Origin of the sequence: Arthrobacter sp. Rue61a (assembly GCF_000294695.2) — a bacterium.
In the GTDB taxonomy this organism is placed as follows: Bacteria; Actinomycetota; Actinomycetes; order Actinomycetales; family Micrococcaceae; genus Arthrobacter; species Arthrobacter aurescens_A.
Window position 1 is genome coordinate 2,254,474 of the sequence record NC_018531.1, and the last position, 23,234, is coordinate 2,277,707.

21 protein-coding genes are annotated in these 23,234 nt (G+C 60.7%); 17 read left to right on the forward strand and 4 right to left on the reverse strand.

Annotated features, from left to right (window positions below; all coding sequences use genetic code 11):
* Position 1 precedes the first annotated feature (1 nt).
* Genes ARUE_RS10240 through ARUE_RS10255 form a run of 4 tightly spaced genes read right to left on the reverse strand, consistent with a single transcriptional unit; the run spans position 2 to position 5,043 of the window.
* Positions 2–1,096, reverse strand: a complete 1,095-nt coding sequence (locus ARUE_RS10240; RefSeq protein ID WP_011774605.1) for a threonine aldolase family protein — start codon at positions 1,094–1,096, stop codon at positions 2–4.
* On the reverse strand, positions 1,093–2,196 hold the full coding sequence (locus tag ARUE_RS10245) for an ABC transporter ATP-binding protein (protein WP_014921720.1): 1,104 nt from the start codon (positions 2,194–2,196) through the stop codon (positions 1,093–1,095). The genes ARUE_RS10240 and ARUE_RS10245 overlap by 4 nt, the downstream gene beginning before the upstream one ends.
* On the reverse strand, positions 2,189–3,940 hold the full coding sequence (locus ARUE_RS10250) for an ABC transporter permease (RefSeq protein WP_014921721.1): 1,752 nt from the start codon (positions 3,938–3,940) through the stop codon (positions 2,189–2,191). Before ARUE_RS10250 ends, ARUE_RS10245 begins: the two co-directional genes overlap by 8 nt.
* On the reverse strand, positions 3,937–5,043 hold the full coding sequence (locus tag ARUE_RS10255) for an ABC transporter substrate-binding protein (RefSeq protein WP_286140366.1): 1,107 nt from the start codon (positions 5,041–5,043) through the stop codon (positions 3,937–3,939). The genes ARUE_RS10250 and ARUE_RS10255 overlap by 4 nt, the downstream gene beginning before the upstream one ends.
* 393 nt (positions 5,044–5,436) lie before the next feature.
* On the opposite strand from ARUE_RS10255, the gene ARUE_RS10260 reads away from it, so the two are divergent.
* From ARUE_RS10260 to ARUE_RS10340, 17 genes are all read left to right on the forward strand, one after another.
* Positions 5,437–6,612 carry a TetR/AcrR family transcriptional regulator gene (locus ARUE_RS10260; RefSeq protein ID WP_014921723.1) on the forward strand — a complete coding sequence of 392 codons (1,176 nt, stop codon included), beginning with the start codon at positions 5,437–5,439 and terminating at the stop codon, positions 6,610–6,612.
* Between the two features lie 222 nt (positions 6,613–6,834).
* Positions 6,835–8,190, forward strand: a complete 1,356-nt coding sequence (locus tag ARUE_RS10265) for an MFS transporter (RefSeq protein WP_014921724.1) — start codon at positions 6,835–6,837, stop codon at positions 8,188–8,190.
* A gap of 136 nt (positions 8,191–8,326) precedes the next feature.
* Positions 8,327–9,181, forward strand: coding sequence for a TauD/TfdA dioxygenase family protein (locus ARUE_RS10270; RefSeq protein ID WP_014921725.1), 855 nt, complete (start codon positions 8,327–8,329; stop codon positions 9,179–9,181).
* Between the two features lie 129 nt (positions 9,182–9,310).
* Complete coding sequence (locus ARUE_RS10275) at positions 9,311–10,180, forward strand: FAD binding domain-containing protein (protein ID WP_014921726.1); 870 nt, start codon at positions 9,311–9,313, stop codon at positions 10,178–10,180.
* 6 nt (positions 10,181–10,186) lie between these two features.
* Entirely contained in the window at positions 10,187–10,720 is a 534-nt protein-coding gene (locus tag ARUE_RS10280) for a (2Fe-2S)-binding protein (protein WP_014921727.1), read from the forward strand.
* Complete coding sequence (locus ARUE_RS10285) at positions 10,717–13,056, forward strand: xanthine dehydrogenase family protein molybdopterin-binding subunit (RefSeq protein ID WP_014921728.1); 2,340 nt, start codon at positions 10,717–10,719, stop codon at positions 13,054–13,056. Before ARUE_RS10280 ends, ARUE_RS10285 begins: the two co-directional genes overlap by 4 nt.
* Positions 13,043–14,203 (forward strand): XdhC family protein, encoded by a 1,161-nt coding sequence (locus ARUE_RS10290; RefSeq protein WP_011774613.1) that lies wholly within the window; start codon positions 13,043–13,045, stop codon positions 14,201–14,203. The genes ARUE_RS10285 and ARUE_RS10290 overlap by 14 nt, the downstream gene beginning before the upstream one ends.
* Before the next feature lie 148 nt (positions 14,204–14,351).
* Positions 14,352–15,839: an aldehyde dehydrogenase gene (locus tag ARUE_RS10295; protein WP_014921729.1), complete on the forward strand. Its 1,488-nt coding sequence runs from the start codon at positions 14,352–14,354 to the stop codon at positions 15,837–15,839.
* A gap of 42 nt (positions 15,840–15,881) precedes the next feature.
* Positions 15,882–16,226: a RidA family protein gene (locus tag ARUE_RS10300; RefSeq protein WP_011774615.1), complete on the forward strand. Its 345-nt coding sequence runs from the start codon at positions 15,882–15,884 to the stop codon at positions 16,224–16,226.
* A gap of 6 nt (positions 16,227–16,232) precedes the next feature.
* Positions 16,233–17,234, forward strand: coding sequence for a PDR/VanB family oxidoreductase (locus tag ARUE_RS10305; RefSeq protein WP_011774616.1), 1,002 nt, complete (start codon positions 16,233–16,235; stop codon positions 17,232–17,234).
* Positions 17,235–17,266: 32 nt separating this feature from the next.
* On the forward strand, positions 17,267–18,259 hold the full coding sequence (locus ARUE_RS10310; protein ID WP_043470171.1) for a VOC family protein: 993 nt from the start codon (positions 17,267–17,269) through the stop codon (positions 18,257–18,259).
* Complete coding sequence (locus ARUE_RS10315) at positions 18,252–19,076, forward strand: alpha/beta fold hydrolase (RefSeq protein WP_014921730.1); 825 nt, start codon at positions 18,252–18,254, stop codon at positions 19,074–19,076. The genes ARUE_RS10310 and ARUE_RS10315 overlap by 8 nt, the downstream gene beginning before the upstream one ends.
* Positions 19,073–19,816 carry a 3-oxoacyl-ACP reductase family protein gene (locus ARUE_RS10320; protein ID WP_014921731.1) on the forward strand — a complete coding sequence of 248 codons (744 nt, stop codon included), beginning with the start codon at positions 19,073–19,075 and terminating at the stop codon, positions 19,814–19,816. The genes ARUE_RS10315 and ARUE_RS10320 overlap by 4 nt, the downstream gene beginning before the upstream one ends.
* A gap of 73 nt (positions 19,817–19,889) precedes the next feature.
* Positions 19,890–20,678 (forward strand): SDR family oxidoreductase, encoded by a 789-nt coding sequence (locus ARUE_RS10325; RefSeq protein WP_014921732.1) that lies wholly within the window; start codon positions 19,890–19,892, stop codon positions 20,676–20,678.
* 33 nt (positions 20,679–20,711) lie between these two features.
* Entirely contained in the window at positions 20,712–22,379 is a 1,668-nt protein-coding gene (locus ARUE_RS10330; RefSeq protein WP_014921733.1) for a thiamine pyrophosphate-binding protein, read from the forward strand.
* 16 nt (positions 22,380–22,395) lie between these two features.
* Positions 22,396–23,022, forward strand: a complete 627-nt coding sequence (locus ARUE_RS23405; RefSeq protein WP_014921734.1) for an alpha/beta fold hydrolase — start codon at positions 22,396–22,398, stop codon at positions 23,020–23,022.
* Positions 23,015–23,233, forward strand: coding sequence for a recombinase-like helix-turn-helix domain-containing protein (locus ARUE_RS10340; RefSeq protein WP_043470174.1), 219 nt, complete (start codon positions 23,015–23,017; stop codon positions 23,231–23,233). Before ARUE_RS23405 ends, ARUE_RS10340 begins: the two co-directional genes overlap by 8 nt.
* The last annotated feature ends 1 nt before the right edge of the window (position 23,234 follow it).

Below are 23,234 nucleotides of genomic sequence, written 5' to 3' on the forward strand. Positions count from 1 at the left end.
ATCAGAAGCTCCTTTGGCTTGTAGGCATCGAGTGGATTTCGTCCAGCAATGCCCTGATCGCATCAGCGGCGATCCGTATGTCACCGCTGTCAACATCGAGATGGGTCACGGCACGAATCGTGGACGGGCCAAAAGCGCCCATTCGTACCCCGCTCTTCTGAATCAGGCGGTCCACCAGCACTGCTGCCGTGACAGGACTGTCGACCAGGTCGAAGAGGACAATATTTGTTTGAACGGTCAGCGGGTCGATTGAAATCTGAGGATGGACGGAAAGCAGTTCAGCCAGCAGACGGGCATTCCCATGGTCATCTGCGAGCCTGTCCACGTTGTTGCGGAGGGCAAACGTACCCGCTGCCGCCACAATGCCTGACTGACGCATGGAGCCACCCCACCGTTGCTTGAGCCGCCAAGCCTCATTGATGAAATCAGCGTCGCCGGCCAGCACTGCTCCTATGGGGGCGCCCAGTCCTTTGCTGAGGTCCAGCCAGACTGAGTCAAACGGGGCACAAAAATCGCGGGCAGATACGCCGGTGGCCACCACTGCATTGAGCATGCGGGCGCCATCCATATGGGTTTTGATCTGGTGGGACCGTGCCATATTTGTCACTGAAGTGATGCCCTCCAGCGACCAGCACGTGCCGCCTCCGAGGTTGGATGGCTGCTCTATGGACAGCACGGCGTTTCGGGCGAATGACCTGCCCTCAGGGCGGAGCGCCGCCTCAAGTTGGGCAACCGAGAACACTCCATGGTCTGCTTTGATCGGCCTGTAGAAGGCACCGGCCAGGGCGGGCGCCCCGGTTTCCTCGTGGCACAGCGAATGCGCGGTCTCATCAACAAGAATCGCGTCTCCAGGGCGGCAGTGCAGAGCATAGGCGATCTGGTTGCACATCGTCCCTGATGGCAGGAAGACAGCTTCCTCCTTGCCCAGGAGCTCACGTGTCAGGGCAACCAGTTCGTTGGTGGAGGGGTCTTCACCCTTTTGTTCGTCCCCAACTTCGGCGTTTGCCATGGCCTGGCGCATGGCCTTTGTTGGCCGGGTAATAGTGTCGCTGAAGAGGTCGATTCTGATGGGGTAGCTTGATCCGACGGGAATCACTGTGCGGCCCTGGGCGCCGGGTCAGTGCGGGGCCGGAACAACTTGTACCCGTCCCGTGGAATGCCCACGCGCACATGGGCGGAATCCGTGCGCTCACGGGTTTCGACCACCAGGGCCTGCTCGCCGACGCCCACCCTGTACCGGAAATGATGGCCGTGATATGACCGGTCAAGGACAGGACCATTGACAGTCATTTCGTAGCCGTCAGACGACGCATCGTCAGGCAACAACGCCAGCGCTTCCGGACGAACGGCAACCACGACGCCGTCGGAATCAATTGCGGATGGTACGTGGATCGCTTGATCCAACCCGTCGATCTTGATCGTCAGGATCCCCTTCGCGCGGCCAATCACTGTTCCCTCCAGCAGGTTGCTGGTGCCAACAAAATCAGCAACGAAGAGATCGGCAGGATCGTTGTAGATCTGCTCCGGCGTACCAATCTGGCGGACGGTTCCGGTAGACATGACCGCAATCCTGTCGCTCATTGCCAGGGCTTCGTCTTGATCGTGGGTCACAAAAACGGTGGTGACGCCAATCTTGCGTTGCAACTGAAGCAACCAATCGCGGGTACGTTCCCGCAGCTTGGCATCAAGATTCGAGAACGGCTCGTCGAGGAGCAGCAAACGCGGAGGGAATGCCAACGCGCGTGCCAGCGCCACTCGTTGTTGCTGGCCGCCGGAGAGCTGATGCGGAAAACGGTCTGCCTGATCGGAGAGGTCAACCAACTCGAGTACCTCATCGACGCGTCTGCGCAGTGCCTCAGGCTTGTAGCGACGTAGCCGCAGCGGATACCCGACGTTGTCGCGGACTTTCATATGCGGCCACACGGCATAGGACTGGAAAACCACGCCGCAGTCGCGGCGTTCCGGCGGCAGGAAGGCGGAGGAGTCATGGTTGAACAAGGTCTGGTCGCCCACAACAATGCTGCCGCCGTCCGGCCTGAGCAGCCCTGCGACGGACCAGAGGGTTGTGGATTTGCCGCAGCCGCTTGGCCCCAGCAACGTCAATATCTGCCCGTCGGAAGCAGTCACTGACACGTTGTCCAGGACCGTCAGACGGCCAAACTTCTTGGTGAGATTGGTGATGACCAGATCAGACATTGGGGCGAACTCCAAACAGAATGCGTCCTGCGCCCAGGACAGCTGCGGTGATGACAAGTTGGATGACTCCGAGGGCGGCCACGGTGCCGCCGAGGCCGTTTGCTGCGATCTGAAGCATGGCCAGTCCCAGAACCTGGGTTTCAGGGGTCACCAGAAAAACTGCGGCGTCGGCTTCATTGAGCATTGCTACAAACAGCAGGACGTATGAGATGCCCATGGCAGGCCTCAGCAGGCTGAGAATGATGGTGCGCATCGCCGTCCACCAATCTGCCCCGGCCGAGCGCGCGGCGCGGTCCAGGTCCGCGCCCAGCGCGGCAAGTGACGGGTAGAACGCGGCGTACCCCATGGCAAGCGCGCGGACCCCGAAAGCGATTCCCACGGCCCAAAGTGTGGCTCTGAAAGTTCCGGACTGGTCCAGGATTGCAAACGTCCAGAAGAAGGCCATGCCGGTGATCAGGCCTGGGACGGCCCGGGGATAAAGCACGATGTGCTCCAAGGATCCGCGCAGTCGAAAGCTGGAACGGTGGGCAACCAATGCGATGACGGCGACGCAGGCGGTCGCGATTGCGGCGCCAACGGTGGCAATCAGCAGGCTGTTGCCAATAGCTCCTGTGTAGAGCGGGTTGGTCAAAATCGCCGAGAAGTGGTCAAGTGTCAGCAGGCTAAAGGGGTTGATCGCCGGGGTCAGAACAGCGGTGAGCGAGGCGAGAACCACACCGCTGAGCGGAACCAGGGTTGCGCAACCCAGAACCACTCCGACGCCGGCGGACAGCAGCCAGCCGAAGGGGCCTAATTTGACGACGTTTGCTGGTCTGGATGACTTGCCACCGGTTGTGGTGAAGCGGGCGAGGTCACCTGCCAGGCGGTTGCGCAGCAGCAGCAGCAAAGTGACGGCGAGCAACAACATGACGGCACCTGCAGGCAGAACTCCTCCACCGCCGTCGGCGCTTCCAGTCCACTGCCGGTACAGGTAAGTGGACATCATGTCGATGTTCTTTGACGTACCAAGGATGAGGGGAATGCCCAGTGTTTCCAGCGCCAAAGCGAAGACCAGCAGCCCGGAGTTGAGTAATGCCGGGCGCAGCAACGGCAGGGTCACCGAGAGCAAGGCGCGGAGGGGGCCGGCGCCGGCGCAACGGGCGGCTTCCTCGAGTGTCGAATCGCCTGAGGACAGCGTCCCCCGGGCAAAGAGATAGACCACAGGCGAGCCCAGGACCGTACCCATGACCACCATTCCCGCAACACTGTAGAGGTCAAAGGGCACAGTGAACGGTGTGTACTGTTCCAGTAGATGCGTGGCATATCCGTTTTTCGACCACATCGACTGCCACCCGACGATGAGCACTAGTCCAGGCAGAACCAAGGGCAGGACGATCAGGGCTGAGTAGAGCCGCCGCAGCGGGAGGTTGGTGCGGGCTACCAACAAGGCCACTGTGGTTCCAACCAGAACTGACCCGATGGTGGCGAAGACAGCGAATTGCAGGCTGTTGGCGACGGCTGACCACCAAAGTGGATCGGTGGCCAGTTTACGAAAGTTGTCCAGGGTGCCGCTGCCGCCGCCCTCGTAGAGCGGGGTGGACCAGAGTGATGACCAGACGATCGGCACGATCGGGCCGAGGATCAGCAGGACTGCGAGGATCCAGACACCGTAGTGGATGACCTTCTCCGGCAGCCATGCCCGCTTGATTTTTCCAACACCCGGCGGGGGCGGGGCCTTGGGGTCTGTAAGGGTGGAGCTGCTCATCGCCCGAATGCTTCCTTCCAGCGGTTCTTGAAGGCCGGTGCATCGTTCACCAAGGCCTCATCCCATCTGGCGATGTTGATGTTCTCCGCACCCAACTGCTCTGTTACCTTCGCCAGGTTCACCGGGCAGTCCACCCCGTCCAGGTAGGGTGCGAACCCGCCGGCACACCCGGCCGTCTGGCCGGCCTTGTCAATCAGGAAGTTGAGGAACACCTTGGCCGCGTTGGGTGACTTACCCCCGGTTGTTGCTCCGGCACCGCGCGGCATGAAGGGCGATCCGTCCTTAAAGAACTTGTAGTTCAGCACCTTCGCGGTAGCGCCGGTGAGGAGCGGCCGGGTAGCGCCGGACTGGAAGTAGGACATGGTGTACTCGCCCTGCAGGAGTTTGTTGAACATGGGTCCGGCACTGGCTTCCACCTTGGTGTTCTTGCCTAGCTGATCCAAGACGTTCCATCCGGCCTCTCCCGCCTTGGCTATGTATGCGTGATTAACCGTGTAGCCGAACTCCGTAGTGCCGTCATACGTGACGATCCTGCCTGCGAGCTTGGGGTCGCTGGACATCTTGGCGAGTGCTTCAAGGGAATCGGGTTGCTCGGATTCAGGCAGGAGGGTGGTGTTGATCAGCGCCATGACCGGGTTCAGTTCCATTGCGAAGACCCCTGGGGCGAGCTTCGCGAAGTCGGGCAGTGGCGCGGCGGCAGGTGGGGTGAAGTCCTGGATGTCACCGCGTTTGACCAGATCGAGGAAGTTCGCGCCTTGCAGGCTGACGATGACATCCGCGGTCTTTCCGCCGGTGGCCTTCTCGTTGAGGTAGCGCTGGAAGCTTTCGGTTCCGCCAAGGCTGATGTAGCTGGTCTTGATATCCGGATACTGGTTTTGGAAAGCAGCCAGGACCGGTTTCATGGTCGCCTCGTTCGCCTCGCCGTAAACCAGAAGCGAGCCTTCCTTGCGGGCGGCGTCCAGGACTGCAGGGTCCATTGCTGCTGCCGTCGGAATGTCCGACTTAACGGCGTAGGCGTTGGGGGCGTCATTCCCGGTGCTGCAGCCTGTGAGAGCTGCGAAGCCGCAGAGTGCAGCAACAGCGACTATTGCACGTCGTTTCATGTGGGACTCCTTTGTCACGGCACTGAACTTTGGGTTGGGACGGTGCTTTGGGTTGGGACGGTGCTTTGGGTTATCGAGTGGATGGGAAACTCGCGGAAGGGGCGCCGCAAGCGCCCAGGAAATCCTGTCCATCGGGGTGTCTCGTTCTTGCGTTGTTTCTCTGGGTCTACGAGCCACCATGGCGTCCCGTAAGTGAATCAGCATCGGCCGCCGAGGTACTCCTGGCCGATGCTTGTGTTGCGGGAACCTTCACGGGTCCGCCGCAGTGAGGCATCACTATCTCGCGTCGACTGGCTTGTCTGTAAGTGAAGTTCAGTGATCCGCGGGTTGTTCTTAAACTTTGGCACGTAGCGGGCTATTGCGCAATAAGTGAATGCGACTAATCTTGAGAACATGAATAAGTCCACCACCGCCCCGGAACGCGGCACTAGGCCGCGGAACCGGCGCGCCTTGATACTTGCTGCGGCAGGTGACCTCTTCGCGCAGAAGGGATACCCCCAAGTCAGCATGACCGACGTGGCCAAGGCGATGGCAGTGCAGCCATCCGCCCTCTATAGACATTTCCCGGGCAAGGGCGAGCTTCTTCGCGAGGCAGTGGTGGCCAGCCTCCAGCCCGTTTTGGATAGCGTTACCCAGACGCCCGACGGCGACCTCGAGCAGTTGATCACGTCGCTGGGCCGCGCAATTCTGGTGCACAGGGAGAACGGCGTGCTGTGGGAGCGTGAATCCCGCCATCTCCCGCCCGCAATTCGCTTCGATATTGCCAGTGGTATCAAGTTCGCCATCAGCAGCAAACTGCAGTCCGGCAGCCCCGCGCTGCCCGCTTCCGAGGCCGACTTGCGGGCGTGGGCCATGTTTGCAGCGATGATCAGCGTGTCGTTGGACCCAAATCGGCTTTCGCGTGCGGACGAAGAATCCCAGCTGACCACGCTCGCCCGCACAGTACTGGTCATGCCAATGCCCCCGATTGAAACGGCGACGAATCACCGTAGCGCGGCTATTGACTTGCCGCGCACCCGCCGTGAGGCGTTGCTGGCAGCCTCAATCCGACAGTTCGCGGCGAACGGCTTTGACGCCGTCAGCCTGGACGACATCGGCGCCGAAGTTGGAGTCGCAGGTCCCAGCATTTACCGCCATTTCGACAGCAAGGCGGAAATGCTTGCCGCTGCCCTGCATCGCGCCAAAGAAGTACGGTGGATGGACATGTCGCGGGCCCTCACTGAAGCCGCTGATGCAGCCGAGGCACTGGAGCGCATCCTTTCGACATACATTGCCTTCTCACTGGGAAGCCCGGAATTCCTGCAATTGGCAGTGTCTGAACGTCCGCACCTTCCCGAGAGGGAGTTGCGGAACTTGATGGAGGCCCAGGGTGATTACATCACCGATGTCGCCTCGCTGGTCCAGGACGTTTACCCCGGCACGGATCAGGAAGTGGTCAGGACCCGGGTGAAAGCCGCGTTGCATGTGGTCAGCAGCGTTGTCCGCACCCCGTTCCTCCGGGATATCCGCGGCATCCAGGAAATTCTTGAACAGATTGCCAGAGGCCTCATAGCTCCCACGACCCAGTGAGGGGTGCGCGTCCTCAGGTCCACTGACTGTCTGAATTTTCCGGCGGCATTCCATTAGAAATGAGATCTTGCGCACAAAGCATCTCAGTCATAAGATAATGACTACTGAAGTAATCTGCATCACTTCACATCTCATTCTGAGACAGGTGCCTTAGGCAGCCCTGATCACCAGGGTCCACGCATAGCGGGGCCGACTGTTCGCAAAATTACCTGGAGGCACAATATGAGTGCAGTGGTCGCACAACCATCGGGCGCGAGTTCTCCGAGGAAGGTCGCCTTCGCGAGCCTCATCGGCACGACTATCGAGTGGTACGACTTCTTTATCTACAGCACCGCAGCGGTGCTCGTTTTTCACCACCTTTTCTTCCCTGGCTTCGACCCGACAACCGGGACGCTGCTTGCATTCTCGACCTTCGCGGCCGGCTTCGTCGCCCGTCCTATCGGGGCCATCGTCTTCGGCCACTTCGGTGACAGGGCAGGCCGGAAGCCGATGATGGTCCTCACCATTTTGATCATGGGCATTGCCACTGTAGCTATTGGACTACTGCCCACATACGACTCGATTGGCGTGTTCGCCCCGATTCTGCTGGTCATACTGCGGCTGACCCAAGGATTCGCACTCGGGGGAGAGTGGGGTGGCGCAGTGCTGATGGCTACCGAACATTCCCCCGAAGGCAAACGAGGCTATTTCGGTAGCTGGCCGCAGGCAGGCGTTGCAGTCGGGCTGATCCTGGCCATGACCTTATACATACCCCTGGAGTCTATGGCGGAGGACGCCTTCATGGCCTGGGGCTGGAGGGTCCCTTTCCTGCTCAGCGCGGTACTGGTTATCACTGGCCTTGTTATTCGTGTGAAGGTCGCGGAAAGCCCGGAGTTCGATCGCGTCAAGGCTGACCACGGCGTTGTGCGTCTGCCTGTAGTCGAGGTGCTTCGGACACACCCCAAGCAAGTGTTTCTTGTAGCCGGCGCAAGTCTGGCACCGGGAATCTTCTTCTACCTGATCACCGTGTACAACTTTGTTTACGCAGGGAGGTCCGGAGATCTGGATTCGACGGCGATGTTGGTCCTGGTGATCGTCACCTCCGCGATTGGCTTCGTGGTTACCCCGATCGCCGGTGCGCTCTCAGATAAATTCGGCGGGCAACGGGTGTACTTGTGGGGTCTTGCGCTCATCGTCGTGGTTGCGTTCCCGCTGTACTTTGCCCTTGATGGGGGCACTTATGGCCTCATCGCCGTGTGCTACGTTGCGGCAACGGTGGCCGTATATATCCCATGGGCACTCTCGCCGGCATACTTCTCCACCGCCTTTGACGCAAAGGTCCGCTACAGCGGACTGTCCTTGGCTACGACGCTCGGCAATCTCTTCGGCAGCGCCATTGCGCCCCTTATTGCCGGTGCCCTGTTTGCTGCAACAAGTGCATCTGTCTCAACTTCGCTTTACGTCTTCGTTGCCGGAACGGTGTCCATAACGTGCGCTGTTTTGCTCGGACGGGTCATCCGGAAGAAGGCATCGCGGGCTGGGGGACGCAGCGATGCGACCGGGGTTGATGAGGTCCCCGCATCCACGTATTCGGAGTGAGTTCTCACAAAGCAATCCTCAGCAGGAACGGCTCGTCTTGACCAGTAACCGATGACAGGCCAGTCACCGATGACAGGCCAGTCACCGATGACAGAGACGGGCGCCATATCAAACGCAACCATAGGAAGGAACTACCATGAGCGGCAACGAACAACAGTTCAAAACATTCACCCTGGAACGAGCAACACCCACTATCGGGGCGTACATCCATGGACTGGATCTACGTGAAGAGATCACCCCGGAATGCCGGACGGAACTACGGGAAGCTTTCCTTGAGCACCAAGTACTGTTTCTCCGCGATCAGCACATCACGCCGGATGATCAAATCGAATTCGCCAAGGTTTTCGGCGACCCCCAGGAAGTAAGCGCATTCTTCCCTTCCCTGCCCGAATATCCGCACATTGAGGTGCTGGAGTCGCGTGGCCGGGCTGCGGGGACCGACGTCTGGCACTCGGACTTGACCTGGCAGGCTACGCCGAATTCCGCTACTTGCCTTCACGCACAGGAAATTCCGCCTTGCGGCGGAGATACGCTCTGGGCGAGTATGACCGCCGCGTATGACGCTCTGCCGGAGAACGTGAAAAGCGTCATCGACGGTCTTGAGGGAGTGCACGACTGGGAAAAGGAGCTCACGGGAGTTGTCCGCCAGGGGCCCGACGGCGACGCGCGCTACGAGGATACCCGGCGGAAGTATCCACCCATGACGCACCCAGTTGTGCGTAAGCATCCGGAAACCGGCCGCAAGCTTGTCTACGTCAATGCGTTGTTCACCACCCGGCTTACGGGTATTTCCACCCAGCTGGGGGATTCGCTGAGAAACATGCTCACCGACCTCGCCAGGACCCCGGAATACCAGGTTCGTTTCCGCTGGGAACCGAACTCCTTGGTGATCTGGGACAACCGATCCACCCAACATTATGCGGTGGGGGACTACCACCCGCACTACCGGCTGATGCACCGGGTCACCCTGAAGGGCGACCGCCCGGCGTAGAAGTTGGTGCGGCCATGCCGGGTGGCCTGTTGCGGGTCGCCCGGCTGGTTGATATGGAACTCACGTTTTGTCACGGCGAGGATGCCGTGACAGAAGCCCTACCGGGCGAAAGCGAAAGAAGGCTGACCAATGCGAGGCCAGAAATTAGGGGCGGGGCTGATAGCCCAGAGCCAGTCCGCCCTTCCACCATTTATTTTGCATCGGCCTACTTCGCTCGGAGAAGCTGTGGCTCTAACCAGGCAGCATCCAGAAGCTGTGATTGCGGCGGGTTGTTCGGATCTGGTGGCTCAATTTCGTGAGGGATTGGAGCCGGAAGTTCTGATTTCCGTGCAACGAATCAAGGAATTGCGGGCAATTTCGAATAATGCCGGGGTTCTGAGCATTGGCTCTTCGGTGAGCCACGCTGAAGGCAGCAGAAGCCCGGACATACTATCCACGGTCCCTGCCCTGGCGGCAGCTTGGGGATCAATTGCCACAGTTCGAATCCGCTATCGCGGCACCCTCGGGGGCAATCTCCTTTCGCGTCGATATCGATACGAAATGCCTGTCATTCTGTCGGCCTTGGGTGGGCAGATGCAGTTTCATGGCGGCGACATTACAACCCTGCCCGTGTCGTCACTCTGGGACCGGACACTTGGCAATGTAGGTATTCTGACCGCCGTCACGGTCGACACTGCCTCCCTGCTGTGGTTCGGCTACGAGCGCTCGATGCGCCCGCTCAGCACCGTGTCCCTCGCGGTGCGAAAGAACGCGGTGGCTGGCCTCACCGTTTCTGCCGTGTGTGGCAGTGAATACCGGCGGCCTTTTGTCCTCTCACATGCTTCCGAGGCCACTGACATCACCGAGCTCGACCCGGTTGCTGTGGGCGAGGTTCTGGCGGCTCAGCTTCCGGATGAGGCGGGCGACTACACGGGGTCCATCGACTACCGCCGACACCTGGTGGGGGTTCTCTGCCGCAGTCTTCTTGCCGAAGCAACCGGTAACCAAAGGAAAGGATAGCCAGCCATGAGCCTTGAATCACCGGAATCAAGCCAGGAAACCTTCACCCACAAGGTTGAATTTGAGCTGAATGGAAGCCCGGAAAGGCGTTCTGTTCCCACGAGTACTACGGTCTTGGATTTGCTGCGCAACAGTTGCGGTAAGCAAGGGGTCCGTGCGTCGTGTGAGCGAAGTGTCTGCGGCGCCTGCACTGTTTTGGTTGACGACCTTCCCGTGGCTGCGTGTTCCACGTTCGCCTTCGACATTGACGGTGCGCGTGTTGAAACGGTTGAGGGCTTGGCTGCCCAAGACGGCACTTTGAGTGCCCAGCAGCAGGCATTCAGGGAATGCGGCGGCTTCCAATGCGGCTTCTGCACCTCCGGCATGCTGATGGTGACCACAGCGCTGCTGCGGCAAAATCCGCAACCGAACCGGGAAGAGATCCGGGACTGGATAAGTTCGAACACCTGCCGGTGCACGGGTTACGAGATGATCCTGGAATCCGTGGAGCGTGCTGCAGAGCTGGCTCGGGCCAAGCAGCAGGATCAGGCATCCGAATGAACGGGATCGTCATTCCTTCCACGCCGCACGATTCGCCGATCGTCGGACGCGACCGCCCGCGCCTGGACAGCACCGCCAAAGTCACCGGGCGCGCCATCTACACAGTGGACATCGAGAAGGCCGGGATGCTTCACGCGAAGGTCCTGCGGAGCCCACATGCGCACGCACGGATTCTCAGCATCGATGCTTCGGCCGCCCGCTCCCTGGCAGGAGTCACTGCCGTGGTCACCCGCGAGGAAATCCATGGATTGCATTCATACGGTACCTACGTCAAAGACCAGCCGATTGTTGCCACGGACGCGGTCCGCTACGTTGGCGACGTCGTTGCTGCCGTGGCTGCCGTGGATGAACGCACCGCTTTCGCGGCACTGGATTTGATCCGTGTTGAGTACGAGCAACTACCGGCTGTCTTTGATGTAAGAGCTGCGATGGAGTCCTCCGCACCTGCCATTTTTCCCGACCAGCCCTTCGCCGCCTATCCCGAGTACGGCGATGGGGCCTCGGGGGCGGCACACACTGCCCACAACGTGAGCTACGAATTCCGCTACGTAACGGGAGAGGAGAGCGTCTGGGCGGATTGCGACTTCATCTTCGAGGACACCTTTACCTTCTCCCGCATGAACCACATGCACCTTGAGCCCTTTGCCACGGTTGCCGAGGCGACAGCGAACCAAATCGAAGTGTGGACCTCGACTCAAAGCCCTTTCCCGATGCGCAAGGAACTGGCGAGGGTTTTTGGGCTGCCTGAAAACGACATCCGGGTCAACGTCCCGCTCTTGGGCGGCGGCTTTGGTGCCAAGAACGGCCCAAAAACGGAGGCGATCGCCATCCGGCTCTCGCAGTTGTCTGCTGGGCGGCCGGTGCGTTACTGCATGAGCACAGAAGAAGTCTTCCTGACACTGAGCCAGCATGACGCCGTCCTCACGGTCAAATCCGGGCTCAAGGCAGACGGTGAGTTCATGGCGCGCCAGTCGCGGGTGCTGCTTAACGGTGGGGCTTACGCGGATGCCAGTCCGCTGGTGGCAGAGAAAGCGGGGTATCGGATGCCCGGGGCCTACCGCTGGAAACGGATTGATTCCCTCTGCCAAGCAGTGATCACCAACACCGTCCCGGCCGGCGCTTACCGTGGTTTCGGCGCAACCCAAGCCACCTGGGCCAGTGAGCGCCAAGTTGACCTGATCGCCGAGCGGCTGGGTTTCGATCCCCTGGAGCTTCGACTCAAGAACGCCAAGGAGTTGGGGGAGGAGTTCGTACCAGGAGAAACGCCCATCGATTCGGACCTCAAGCATGGCCTGAACCTGGTTGCGGACGCCATCGGTTATCGCGACCGCACGCGCTCAAGTAATCGGGGCATGGGAGTGGCCATCGGCATCAAAGATGGTGGTGGCGTCAACAAGCCTGCCCAGGCCCGGGTGAAGGTGACCACCAACGGCGACGTGATCCTGAATTGCGCCCTGGTGGAAATGGGGCAAGGCGGTCATTCGGCGCTGTGCCAGATCGTGGCGGAGACGCTTGGATGCGATCCGAAGCGGGTGAAGTATGCCGCTATTGACACCGACAACACCCCCTTCGACCAAGGCACCAACGCCTCTTCCGGAATCGCGGTCATGGGTCATGCCGTGCTGCAGGCTGCAGAGCGGGTGAAGTGTTCCGTTCTGGATACGGCGGCCGAATACCTGATGCTGGACCGGCAGTCGATCCGTTTGGACAACTGGCGCATCGTCGATGCTGAAGGCATCGCCTATGAGCTCCCGCCGCTGATTATGGACAGATTCGGCGGAACAGGATTCGAGTTCACGGCGGACGGCTACTACAAGGCCCGTAATTCCAGCAGCGCACCCCTGGAAGCACCCTGCATTTTTTGGGAGATCGGTTGGGCAGCTGCCGAAGTGGAGGTTGATCCGGAAACCGGCCGGGTGGAGATTTTGCAGCTGGTGGTCAGTGGAGACGCCGGCAAGGTGGTGAACAAGCTGGGTTGCCGCGGCCAGGACGAGGGCGCCGCGGTCTTCGGATTGGCCCAGGCACTCTTCGAGGAACTGCGGTACGACGACGGCGTGCTGCTTAACGGTGAGGCGCTCCTCTACCGGGTGCCGCTGGCTGAGGACATTCCCCGGCGCTTTTCTTCCATCACCCAGGAACAGGGCCATGGGGCCGGACCTTTTGGGACCAAAGGGATGGGCGAGGGTGGCATGCTTCCCATTGCGCCAGCGATTGCCCAGGCCATCGCTGATGCCACCGGGGCGCAGCTCACGTCGTTGCCCATGACACCTGAACGGGTCTACAACGGCATCCGCGCTGCACGTTTGCGCCAAGACGGGGCTGATGGAAATGCGTGAGGTGATGGAGACGCTGGAGAAATCATTGCCGGGCGATCAACATGTCGCTTTGGCCACGGTGGTCCGCACGGAGGGCTCCGCGCCACGGGCAGTCGGAACGTCCATGCTTGTCACTGAAGACGGATCGCCGGTCGGTTCCGTTTCGGGTGGATGCATTGAGGCAAGTGTGATCGAAGCAGCAGCCGGGGTCCTCGCCAGCGGGGTCCCGGAGCTTCACCGATTTGGCATTTCAGATGACGACGGTTTCGGCATCGGGCTGACGTGCGGTGGCAGTGTTGAGATTTTCATCCAAAAGTACGCTCCGGCCTCCTGCCCACAATTTGCTTCACTGCAGAGGGCGCTGAACGAAAATCTGCCCTGCGCCATGGTCACCATCTTCGACGGCGGGCCCGAGCTGGTGGGTCGATCCGAACTGGTGCTGCAAACTGCGGATATTGAAGAGCTGTTTGAAGGTTCCGTACTGGCTCCCGATGCCGTCCGCGCCGCCGGGGTTGCAGTCCGGGAGGCAATAGCCTCCGGAAGTACGACGTCGGTCACCCTCCTGGCGGATGCCGGTACCGTAAAGCCGCTGTCCTTGCTCATCGATGTCCACCGTCCGGCCCGAAGGCTGCTGATTTTCGGGGCCATCGATTTCTCCGCCTCGCTGGCCCAGTTGGGGGCTTTCCTTGGCTTTCACATCACTGTTTGCGATGCCCGTGCTGTCTTCGCAACGGCCGAGCGGATTCCCTCAGCCCATGAGATCGTGATCGATCAACCGGCAGGCTACCTGCAGAAAGAAATCGCTCTGGGAAGGCTCGCCCCGGATGCCGCGATCTGTGTGTTGACCCATGATGCCAAGTTCGATGTTCCGGTCCTTGATGTAGCTCTAAGACACGGTTTTGCGTACATCGGCGCGATGGGCTCACGCCGGACTGCCTGTGACCGCCGGGAGCGGCTGATTGGCTTGGGCCACACCGATCGGTCGGTGGCACCTCTCCGCTCGCCCATCGGCTTGGGCCTTTCTGCTTCCACGCCCGCCGAAACCGCAGTTTCCATCATGGCGGAGATCATCGCTGCCAAAAACCAAAGCTCAGGCCTGCCCTTGGCACACACCAGCGAGCCGATCCACAGAGGTGCGCTGGAGCACAAAGGTTCAAAACCCAATTAACTTTGAACCTAAATATCTTGACAGAAAGTATCTTACTACTGATATTGTTTTGGTATGACGTAGTTCACAGGATTGGCACTCGCCACACCTGGGCGGCACGCATGAATTCACGCCGTGGGAATGACAGAGAGATGAACGGAAGCCGAAAATGAGTACGGACACCCTTGATACCCGGGATGAAATCTATGTGGGCGGCGTGTGGACCCGAGGCAGCGGTGCACTGATCGAATCCGTCAACCCCGCCAACTCAGAGGTGTTCGCCACCCTCCATGGAGCAACGACGACGGATGTGGACGCCGCGGTGGCTGCCGGACTGAAAGCCGTGGAAGAGTCCGGGTGGGCAAAGAAGCTCCCTCACGAACGCGCCGCTGTCCTCCACCGCATCAGCTCAGCGATTGAGGCCAACGCTGACCGCATTGCCGAACTGCAGACGCTGGATACAGGTAAGACACTCGCGGAAACCAAGGCGCTGGCCATGAGCGCGGCGGCCACCTTCCGCTTCACTGCATCCGCTCTGGAAACCATGGAAGACGCACTGACGTCCCCTCGCGGGAACTACCTCAGTATGTCCACATATGAGGCGATCGGCGTAGTAGGAGCCATCACGCCATGGAACTCGCCGATTGCCAGTGACGCACAAAAAGTTGCTCCGGCACTCGCGGCGGGAAACGCGGTTCTGGTGAAGCCACCCGTCTGGGCTCCCTGGGTTTCGCTCCTGTTGGCACGCATTTGTGAGGAGGCAGGACTTCCGGCAGGTCTGCTTTCTGTCCTTCCAGGCCCCGGCCGGGTGGTCGGCGACGCGATTGCCCGGCACCCGGACATCGGCAAGATTTCCTTCACGGGCGGCACTTCCACGGGACGCCAACTGGGCCATATTGCGGCGGAGAAAATCATGCCGATTACCTTGGAGCTGGGCGGGAAATCGCCCACCATTATTTTTGCCGATGCCGACCTGGACCAGGCTGTGGCCGGCGTGCTTTATGGCATCTTCTCTTCGAGCGGTCAGAGCTGCATTGCCGGCTCACGCGTCTTCATTCAGCGATCGGTCTACGACGCCGTCGTCGAAAGACTGGTCAAGGGTGCCGAAGCTCTGCGAATCGGACCAGGAACGGACCCCAGCACTCAAGTTGGGCCATTGGTTGCCCATGCCCACCGGGACGCCGTGGCCAGGATGGTTGAAGACGCGAGGCTGGCTGGTGCGCAGATCCTCTGCGGTGGCGCCGCGCCCGAGGAGCTCCGGCTCCAAGCCGGTGCGTTTTACGAGCCCACCATCATTGCCGGTGTGAGCAACTCGGACGTTATTTGCCAAGAGGAAATCTTTGGGCCCGTGGCGGTGATCCTGCCGTTTGACGATGAAGCCGATCTCATCCTCCAAGCCAACGACAGTGTTTTTGGTTTGGCCTGCGGAATCTGGACCGCTGACTACCGCCTGGCCTGGCGCACAGCGAGGGCCGTTTCGGCCGGCACCGTCTGGGTCAACACCTACAAACAATTCAGTATCTCCACCCCGTTCAGCGGGCTTAAGGAAAGCGGTCTGGGCACCGAAAAGGGCCGGGACGGCATTCGTTCCTATATGCACCAGAAGAGCATCTACATAGACCTCTCGGGTGCATCCATCCCATGGGCCGGTAACTAAGCCGGACAGGCTGCCACCATTCTGCGTTCGAAAGGTACGTCAATGAATGCTCACCCCTACAGCCCCGCCTTTGTGGCCGGGGGATTCGGCTTTATCTCCGGCGCATTGTCCGTGGATGAAAGCGGTACTGCCGTACCCGGTCGCTCTGAAGCGCTGGTTGCCGCAGCCGCGAGGCTCTCCGAACGACTGGAAAGCGTCGGCATGTCCTTGGCTGACGTTATTAAGACCACCTATTTCGTCACGGACGTGACGCTGCGGGACGAAGCCAACATGCACTACGAAGTGCTGTTCGAGTCGCCGCGCCCGGCCCGTTCGTTTGTGGAGGTCGCTGCCCTGCCCTATGGAGCCACGGTGGAAATCGAAGCAATCGCGCACCGGAGGAAATGAAGACCAATGAGCGTGGAAATTCAGAACCGTGCGGCGGTGACCCCTGATGTCCCCGAACCGAAAATGCTGACACTCAGGGTGCACCAGAAAACCTGGGAAGCCGACGGCGTCATCCGGATGATGTTTGTTGATCCCGCCGGGGCGGCGCTCCCGCAGTGGCTTCCCGGCGCCCACCTGAGCTTGCACTTGCCCAATGGGCTCACTCGTGAATACTCCTTGTGTTCGGACCCTGAAGACCTCACAAGCTGGACTGTGGCCGTGCTGCGAACGCCCGATTCCCGCGGTGGCAGCAGGCTCATCCACGATGAGCTCCCGGTGGGAACACTGATTAAGGTTGAGGGTCCGCGCAACAACTTCCACCTTGATCATGCCGGGCGCTATGCACTGGTAGCTGGCGGTATTGGCATCACCCCGATCATTTCCATGGTGCGGCGGTTGGAATCAGTGGGAGCTGATTGGTCGCTGCTATATACGGGCCGGTCACGTTCAACCATGGCTTTCCTGCCGGAGATTTCAGGCCTGCCCCGGCAGCGGATAACTATCCACGCCGCCGACGAAGCTGATGGCAAATTCGCGGATCTCTCCGAGGCAGTCGGCTCGCTCCCGCCTGAAGCACTGGTGTATGCCTGCGGCCCTGAGTCTTTGATGCAAGCTGTAGCCAGCGCCATGGCAGACGAATCGCAATTGAGAATTGAGCGGTTCAAAGCACCGGACATCGTTCCCGGACCGGAACTCGATCAGACAAGTTTCGACGTCATCTGCCAAAGCACTGGTCAGCGGATTGCCGTTGGGCCCGATGTTTCAGTTCTGGAGGCCCTGAACGCCGCCGGTATCAACGTTCCCAGCTCATGCGCAGAGGGCATCTGCGGAACCTGTGAAACCGGAGTCATCGACGGGGACGTTGAGCACCGTGATTTCCTGCTTTCCCCGGCCGAACGGGCCGAGAACAAATCAATGTTTGTTTGCGTCTCACGTTGCCGGTCCCGGGACCTGATTTTGGATCTCTAGTACGAACATCACTCGACTGAAGGTTGATTCCCATGAACTATTTTTCAGCAGAGCCTGTCTGCAATCTGCGGTCGCTGCGTTCTGTGTCCCTGAAAGTGCCCGACACCCGGCCAGCCAGGGATTTCTACCATGAAGTCTGGGGCCTTTCCACCGTGGAGGAGGACACTGACAAGTTCTGGCTCCGCGGAACCGGTTCCGAACACCACATCCTGAGGCTGGAAAGAGGCGAGCAGAATGCCTTGGGCGGTGTCTCTTTCGCCTTGGCCACGCCGCAGGACGTTGATCGTGCCGCCACCAAGCTCACCGCCTTGGGGATTCCGCTGTTCCGTGAGCCCGGCCCTTTGGATGATGCTGCGGGCGGCTACGGTCTCCAGTTGGTGGACCCCGAAGGCAGGCTGGTGGAGCTGTCCGCCGACGTCCACGCGGTTGTCAGCCAGGAACCTGCAGGTCGGCGGGCGCTTCCACGCAAGATCGCCCATGTGGTGCTCAATACCGTGGATATTGACCGCGCAACGGCTTTTTATACGCAGGTTCTGGGAATGCGGATTTCAGATTGGTCCGAGCACCAGATGGCCTTCCTGCGGTGCAACAGCGAGCACCATGCCATCGCGTTCAACCAGGCTCCCTGGACCTCGGTCAATCATGTGGCTTACGAGATGCAGAGCATTGATCACTTCATGCGCGGCATCGGCAACCTCAAGCGGCACAACATCGCGCCCCAGTGGGGGCCGGGCCGGCACGGTCCGGGTGACAATACGTTTTCCTACTTCACAGACCCCTCAGGCCTGGTGTGCGAATATACCTCCGAAGTAGCCCAGGTGGACGAGGACAGTTGGTTGTGCCGCACTTGGGAGCGGACGCCGGAACTGTCCGACCAGTGGGGAACTGCAGGTCCGCCCACTACCGCGGTCCGAAGCGCCATGGCTGGCATTCCGGACAGCGGGTATAAGTCGCTGGTGGTCCCTGGACGTGAGGACTACTTCTCCATGCCGGAAACTCCTGCTGCTGAAAAAGCCCATGCGTAGCACCTCGTTGCCGCCAGCCACCGACACAGGGTCGACTGTTGCCGAACGCCGGAAAACTGTCCATGGGGTCTCCCTGGTTATTCGCGGGGAAGGCACTCCTGTCTTCCTCATGCACGGCATCGGAGGGGCCGCGTCTTCCTGTGGTGCCCTGGCTCAGTTGCTGAGCACACACGGATTCCAGACGTTTTGCTGGGATGCCCCCGGTTACGGCGAATCATCAGCTCCACCGGAAGGCTTGGATCATCCTGCTTTGGTGTTGGACATCCTGGCCACATTGGATGTTGGCCCTGCCCACCTGATCGGCACGTCATGGGGAGGCGTGATCGCCACCCGGATAGCCGCTCAAGCACCTGAGGCAGTGCGTTCCATTGTGCTGGCGGACAGCACCCGGGGTTCGGGCATTACCCGGACCGCCGCGCAACGCATGCTGGCGCGCGTTCCGGAACTGGCCGCCGTCGGTCCCGAAATCCTTGCGGCCCGGCGAGCGGCAAGACTGGTCTCCCCGTCAGCCCCGGCATGGGTGGCCGAAGCTGTACGGGCGGACATGGCCGCAGTCCGCCTATCGGGTTTTGCATCGGCCGCCACCATGATGGCGCAGTGCGACACGACGGACCTTCTGCCTCGGCTCCGGATCCCAGCGCTGGTCTTAGTAGGCCAGGACGATGTGATCACGGGCGTGGCGGAATCCCGGGTCCTTGCAGAGAACATCCCTGGCGCCACGCTGGGCATCATTCCAGGTGCAGGGCACGCCGCAGTGCAGGAAAAGCCGCTGGAGATGTCCGCTGCCATCCTCGCCTTCTGGGAGGACCTTCGATGACGCGCCTCGTGGTGGTTACGGGATCCGGGCGGGGACTTGGCTTCGACATCGCCGAACGATTGGCAGGTAGCGGAGACCGGATAGTCATAGCCGAGAAGAACCCCGACCTCGCCGAGCAAGCTGCCGCAGCACTCCGCGGTCGGGGTTTCGATGCTACAGCCGTCATTACCGACATCGCTGACAAAGTCTCAGTGGCAGACCTGGCCGCTGCGGTCCAGCAGCTGGGCGGCGCCGATGCGCTGGTCAACAATGCGGCACTGGCCGACGGCGTAGGCGGTGACACTTTTTGGGAACTGGACGAAGCCTTTTTCCAGAGGGTGATGACCGTCAATGCCTACGGGACCTGGCTGGTCAGCAAACACCTTTACCACCAGCTGGCACAAAGCCCGGGAGGCTCCATAGTCAACATCGCCTCAGACGCAGCGCTTTACGGCTCTCCACGGTTGGTCCACTACGTCGGATCAAAAGGAGCTGTCCTTGCGATGACCCGGACCATGGCCCGCGACGCGGGACCAGCCGGAGTCCGCGTCAACGCGGTTGCTCCGGGCCTGACCCGGGTGGGAGCCACCGAGTCAGTGCCGGCCTCACGCTACCGCCTCTACGAAGAGAACCGCGTGCTGCCAAGGGACCAACAACCCAAGGACGTATCAGGCGCCGTTCAGTTCCTGCTATCCGATGCAGCAGGCTTCATCACCGGCCAGACCATCGTGGTGGATGGCGGCTTCGTCATGAGCCACTGAAGCCGCTGGCCACTGAAATCGCTGGGCCGAACCGCCCTGCAGCGGACAAAAACACTAACAAGGAGTCCCACACATGGACCTGCAATTGAAGGACCGCACGGTGGTTGTCACCGGGGCGAGCTCCGGCGTCGGCCTTGCCACTGCGCGATATTTGCTGAGCGAAGGTGCCCGGGTTGCCGCCTGTGCACGTGACGCCGGCCGATTGTCCGCCGCGTTCGACGAATTCTCCTGGGCGGATAAGGACTTGATTTACCTTGCTTCGTGCGACGTCACGGATCAAGACGCCACCAACAGCTTCATCGCCGGCACATTGAATCGGTTTGGCGCCGTTGATGGCCTGGTCTGCAACGCCGGCCGTTCCTTGATGGCCACACTCCAGGACACCACGGACCAGCAGTTGCGTGATGAGTTCAGCCTGAAGATCTTCGGGGTTTTGAACATGGTACGTTCCGCCAGATCTGCCCTGAATGCCTCACCACACGGCTCGGTGGTCAACGTCAACGCGATCCTCTCCCGTCAGCCGGAGTTACGCCTGGCTGCCACCTCTGCTGCACGCGCCGCACTGTTGAACCTCACTCATTCCCTTGCCGAAGACCTGGCAACAGAGGGAACACGGGTGAACTCAGTGCTACTTGGTTTGGTGGACACCGGCCAGTGGCGGCGGCGCTTCGAGGAAGCCGACTCCGAGCTCGACTACAAGGCCTGGAGTGCCGGGATCGCTGCCAACCGCGGCATCCGGCTGGGCCGTTTCGGCACTGCTGAGGAGGTGGCCTTCCATATTGTTTCGCTGCTCTCGCCCCTCAGCGGCTACACCACAGGAGCAACCATCGACGTCGGCGGTGGCGTTGGGCGCTATGTCTAGCCAGCGGAACTTCATCACGAAAGAGATCCAGATATGTCAGTGACACAAGCAACGGTCCCGAGGGGGCCAACAGGCGGTGACGTCCTGGTCCGTGTAATGCGTCGGCACGGCATCGATACGGCCTTCGGGGTGATCAGCATCCACAATCTTCCCCTCGTCGAGGCAGTGGACAGGGAGCTGAACTTTGTTGCCGTCCGCCACGAGGCCGCCGCAGTCAACGCGGCTGACGCTTATGCCCGGGCCTCCGGCAAGATCGGGATTGCCCTGACCAGCACTGGTACGGGAGCCGGCAACGCCGCCGGTTCAATGGTGGAGGCGCTCACCGCGGGAAGCCGCGTGCTGCACATTACCGGCCAGATCGACAGCGAATTCATGGGTAGCAACCGTGGAGTGATCCATGAGGTTCCACGCCAGTTGCAGATGCTCCATGCGGTCTCCGGTTATGCCCGCACCATTTTTAATGGAAAGGACGCGGAGGCGGACCTGGAGGAGGCAATCGCACACCTGCTCTCTTCGCCTCACACGCCGGCCAGCATCGAATGGCCAACAGATTTGCAGTACTTGGCCCACCCGGATGATCAGCGCCCGATCGACGCGCAGGTGAAGCCTTTACCAGATTACGACGCCGGTTCCGTCGCCGAAGCGGTCCGGCTCCTGGCAGGTGCCAAACGCCCGCTCATCTGGGCTGGCGGAGGAGCGGCAGGGGCAGACAAGGAACTTACGGCTCTGCTGCACATTTTGGGCGCAGGACTCCTGACCAGCAACTCGGGACGGGGCGTGGTTCCGGAAGATGACCATCTTGTCATCGGCAACTTTGCTACCACCGCCGCCGCTGTCGGGCTGATCGAAGAGTCTGATGTCTTGTTGAGTGTCGGCACGCACTTCCGTTCCAACGAGACGCAGCATTATTCGCTCAAACTGCCCGCCACTCACATCCAGCTGGACCTAAATCCTGAAGCAGTGGGCAGGGTGTATCCCGCCACTGTGGGCCTGGTGGGCGACTCCCGGGCAATTCTGCAGGCGATCGTCAGCCAGTTGGGTAGCCATTCTGTGGACGCAGCGTGGGCGCAGCGGGTGCTCGATGTACGCCTCGAGGTACGGGCAACCTTGACTGAGTACATCGGTGGTTATGCGGAAATCTGCCACAGCCTCAGGGACCGCCTTGACCGGGAATCCGTGGTAGCACGTGATGTGACCATCCCCTCCAGCCAGTGGGGTAACCGCCTTCTTGAGATGTACTCCCGCGAAACAAACATCTTTCCGGTGGGAGGCGGCATCGGCCAAGGTTTGGCCATGGGCATTGGGGCGGCCTGCGCCCGCCCGGGCGTTCCCACGGTGGTTATTGCCGGCGACGGCGGCCTCGCCGTTCATCTTGGTGAACTTGCATCCCTTGCCGGCTCAGGGGTCTGGTGCGTGGTGCTCGTGTTCAATGACGGCGGCTATGGGGTTCTGCGCAACATGCAGAAAGCCAACGGCTTCGCGGAGGCAGGAGTCAACCTGCATACACCGGACTTTGCTTTGCTCGCCCAGTCACTGAACCTGCCGTTCTGGCGGGTGCGCGGCCCAGGTTCCTTTGATGGGGCCTTAGTGGAAGCACTCGCGGTGCGGGGGCCTGCGGTGATCGAGATCGATGTCACCGCTTTGGATCCCGTACCGGGTGCTTTTGTTCCGCCGGTGCATATTCCAACCCCACATCAGTAGAGGAGCAGGAGAGCACATGAAATCAAGTACGGAAGTAGATCCGCGCCCTGGCCATGAGCCAGGCGAGGTGGCGCCGCAGCACGACGTCGTGTGTTTGCACGGCGGCGGGGGAGCAGCCGAATGGTTCGCCCAACAGCTTGACGCGTTGGGGGCCCGTGCCTGGGAACCGGGGATCGGCATGACGTTGGACGTCACCGGTCCGCCCAGCCATATGGATGAGTGGGTTGAAGCGGCCTCGTCTGCCCTCTACGAGTCAACGGCCGGTCCAGCTCATATCCTTGCCAGCGGAACAGCCGCGTACGGGGCCATCATGCTCGCTGCAGTGCATCCAGATCAGATCAAGAGTGTCATCCTGGGCGACCCCCTGGTGGACACGTCGGTTGAGGGATTCGTGGCCACGCTCCGGCGGGTGCGGGCGCCGTCGTTGGTCATTGCCGCCGCCCCTGACCTGGACGCCGATATCTCCATACCGCAAAGCATCGCCGGGGGAATCAGGAACGGGGTTTTTGTCATCATCGACAACACCGCCGTTCCAGCACACCAGAGCCGATCTCACTCATTCAACGAGTGGAGCAGGTCCTTCATGAACATCGCTGAAGGTCTGCACACCGTCACCGAAACCCAGGAGGAACGCAGTGCCTGAGCAATATCTTGAAGCCAACCAGTCCCGGGTGGGTCCGCCCAATCCTTACGAGCTGAAGCTCGCCGGAGCCCTGTCCGAGATTTTCGCCAGTGGTAGCCACGAACTGCCTGTCATCGTCTCGGGCCTGAACAATTTGGGCTTGAACGCCCCTGACGGTGAACCGTGGGATGAAACCCGATTCCGTTCCGAAATGCGACGACTGGGAGATTAGG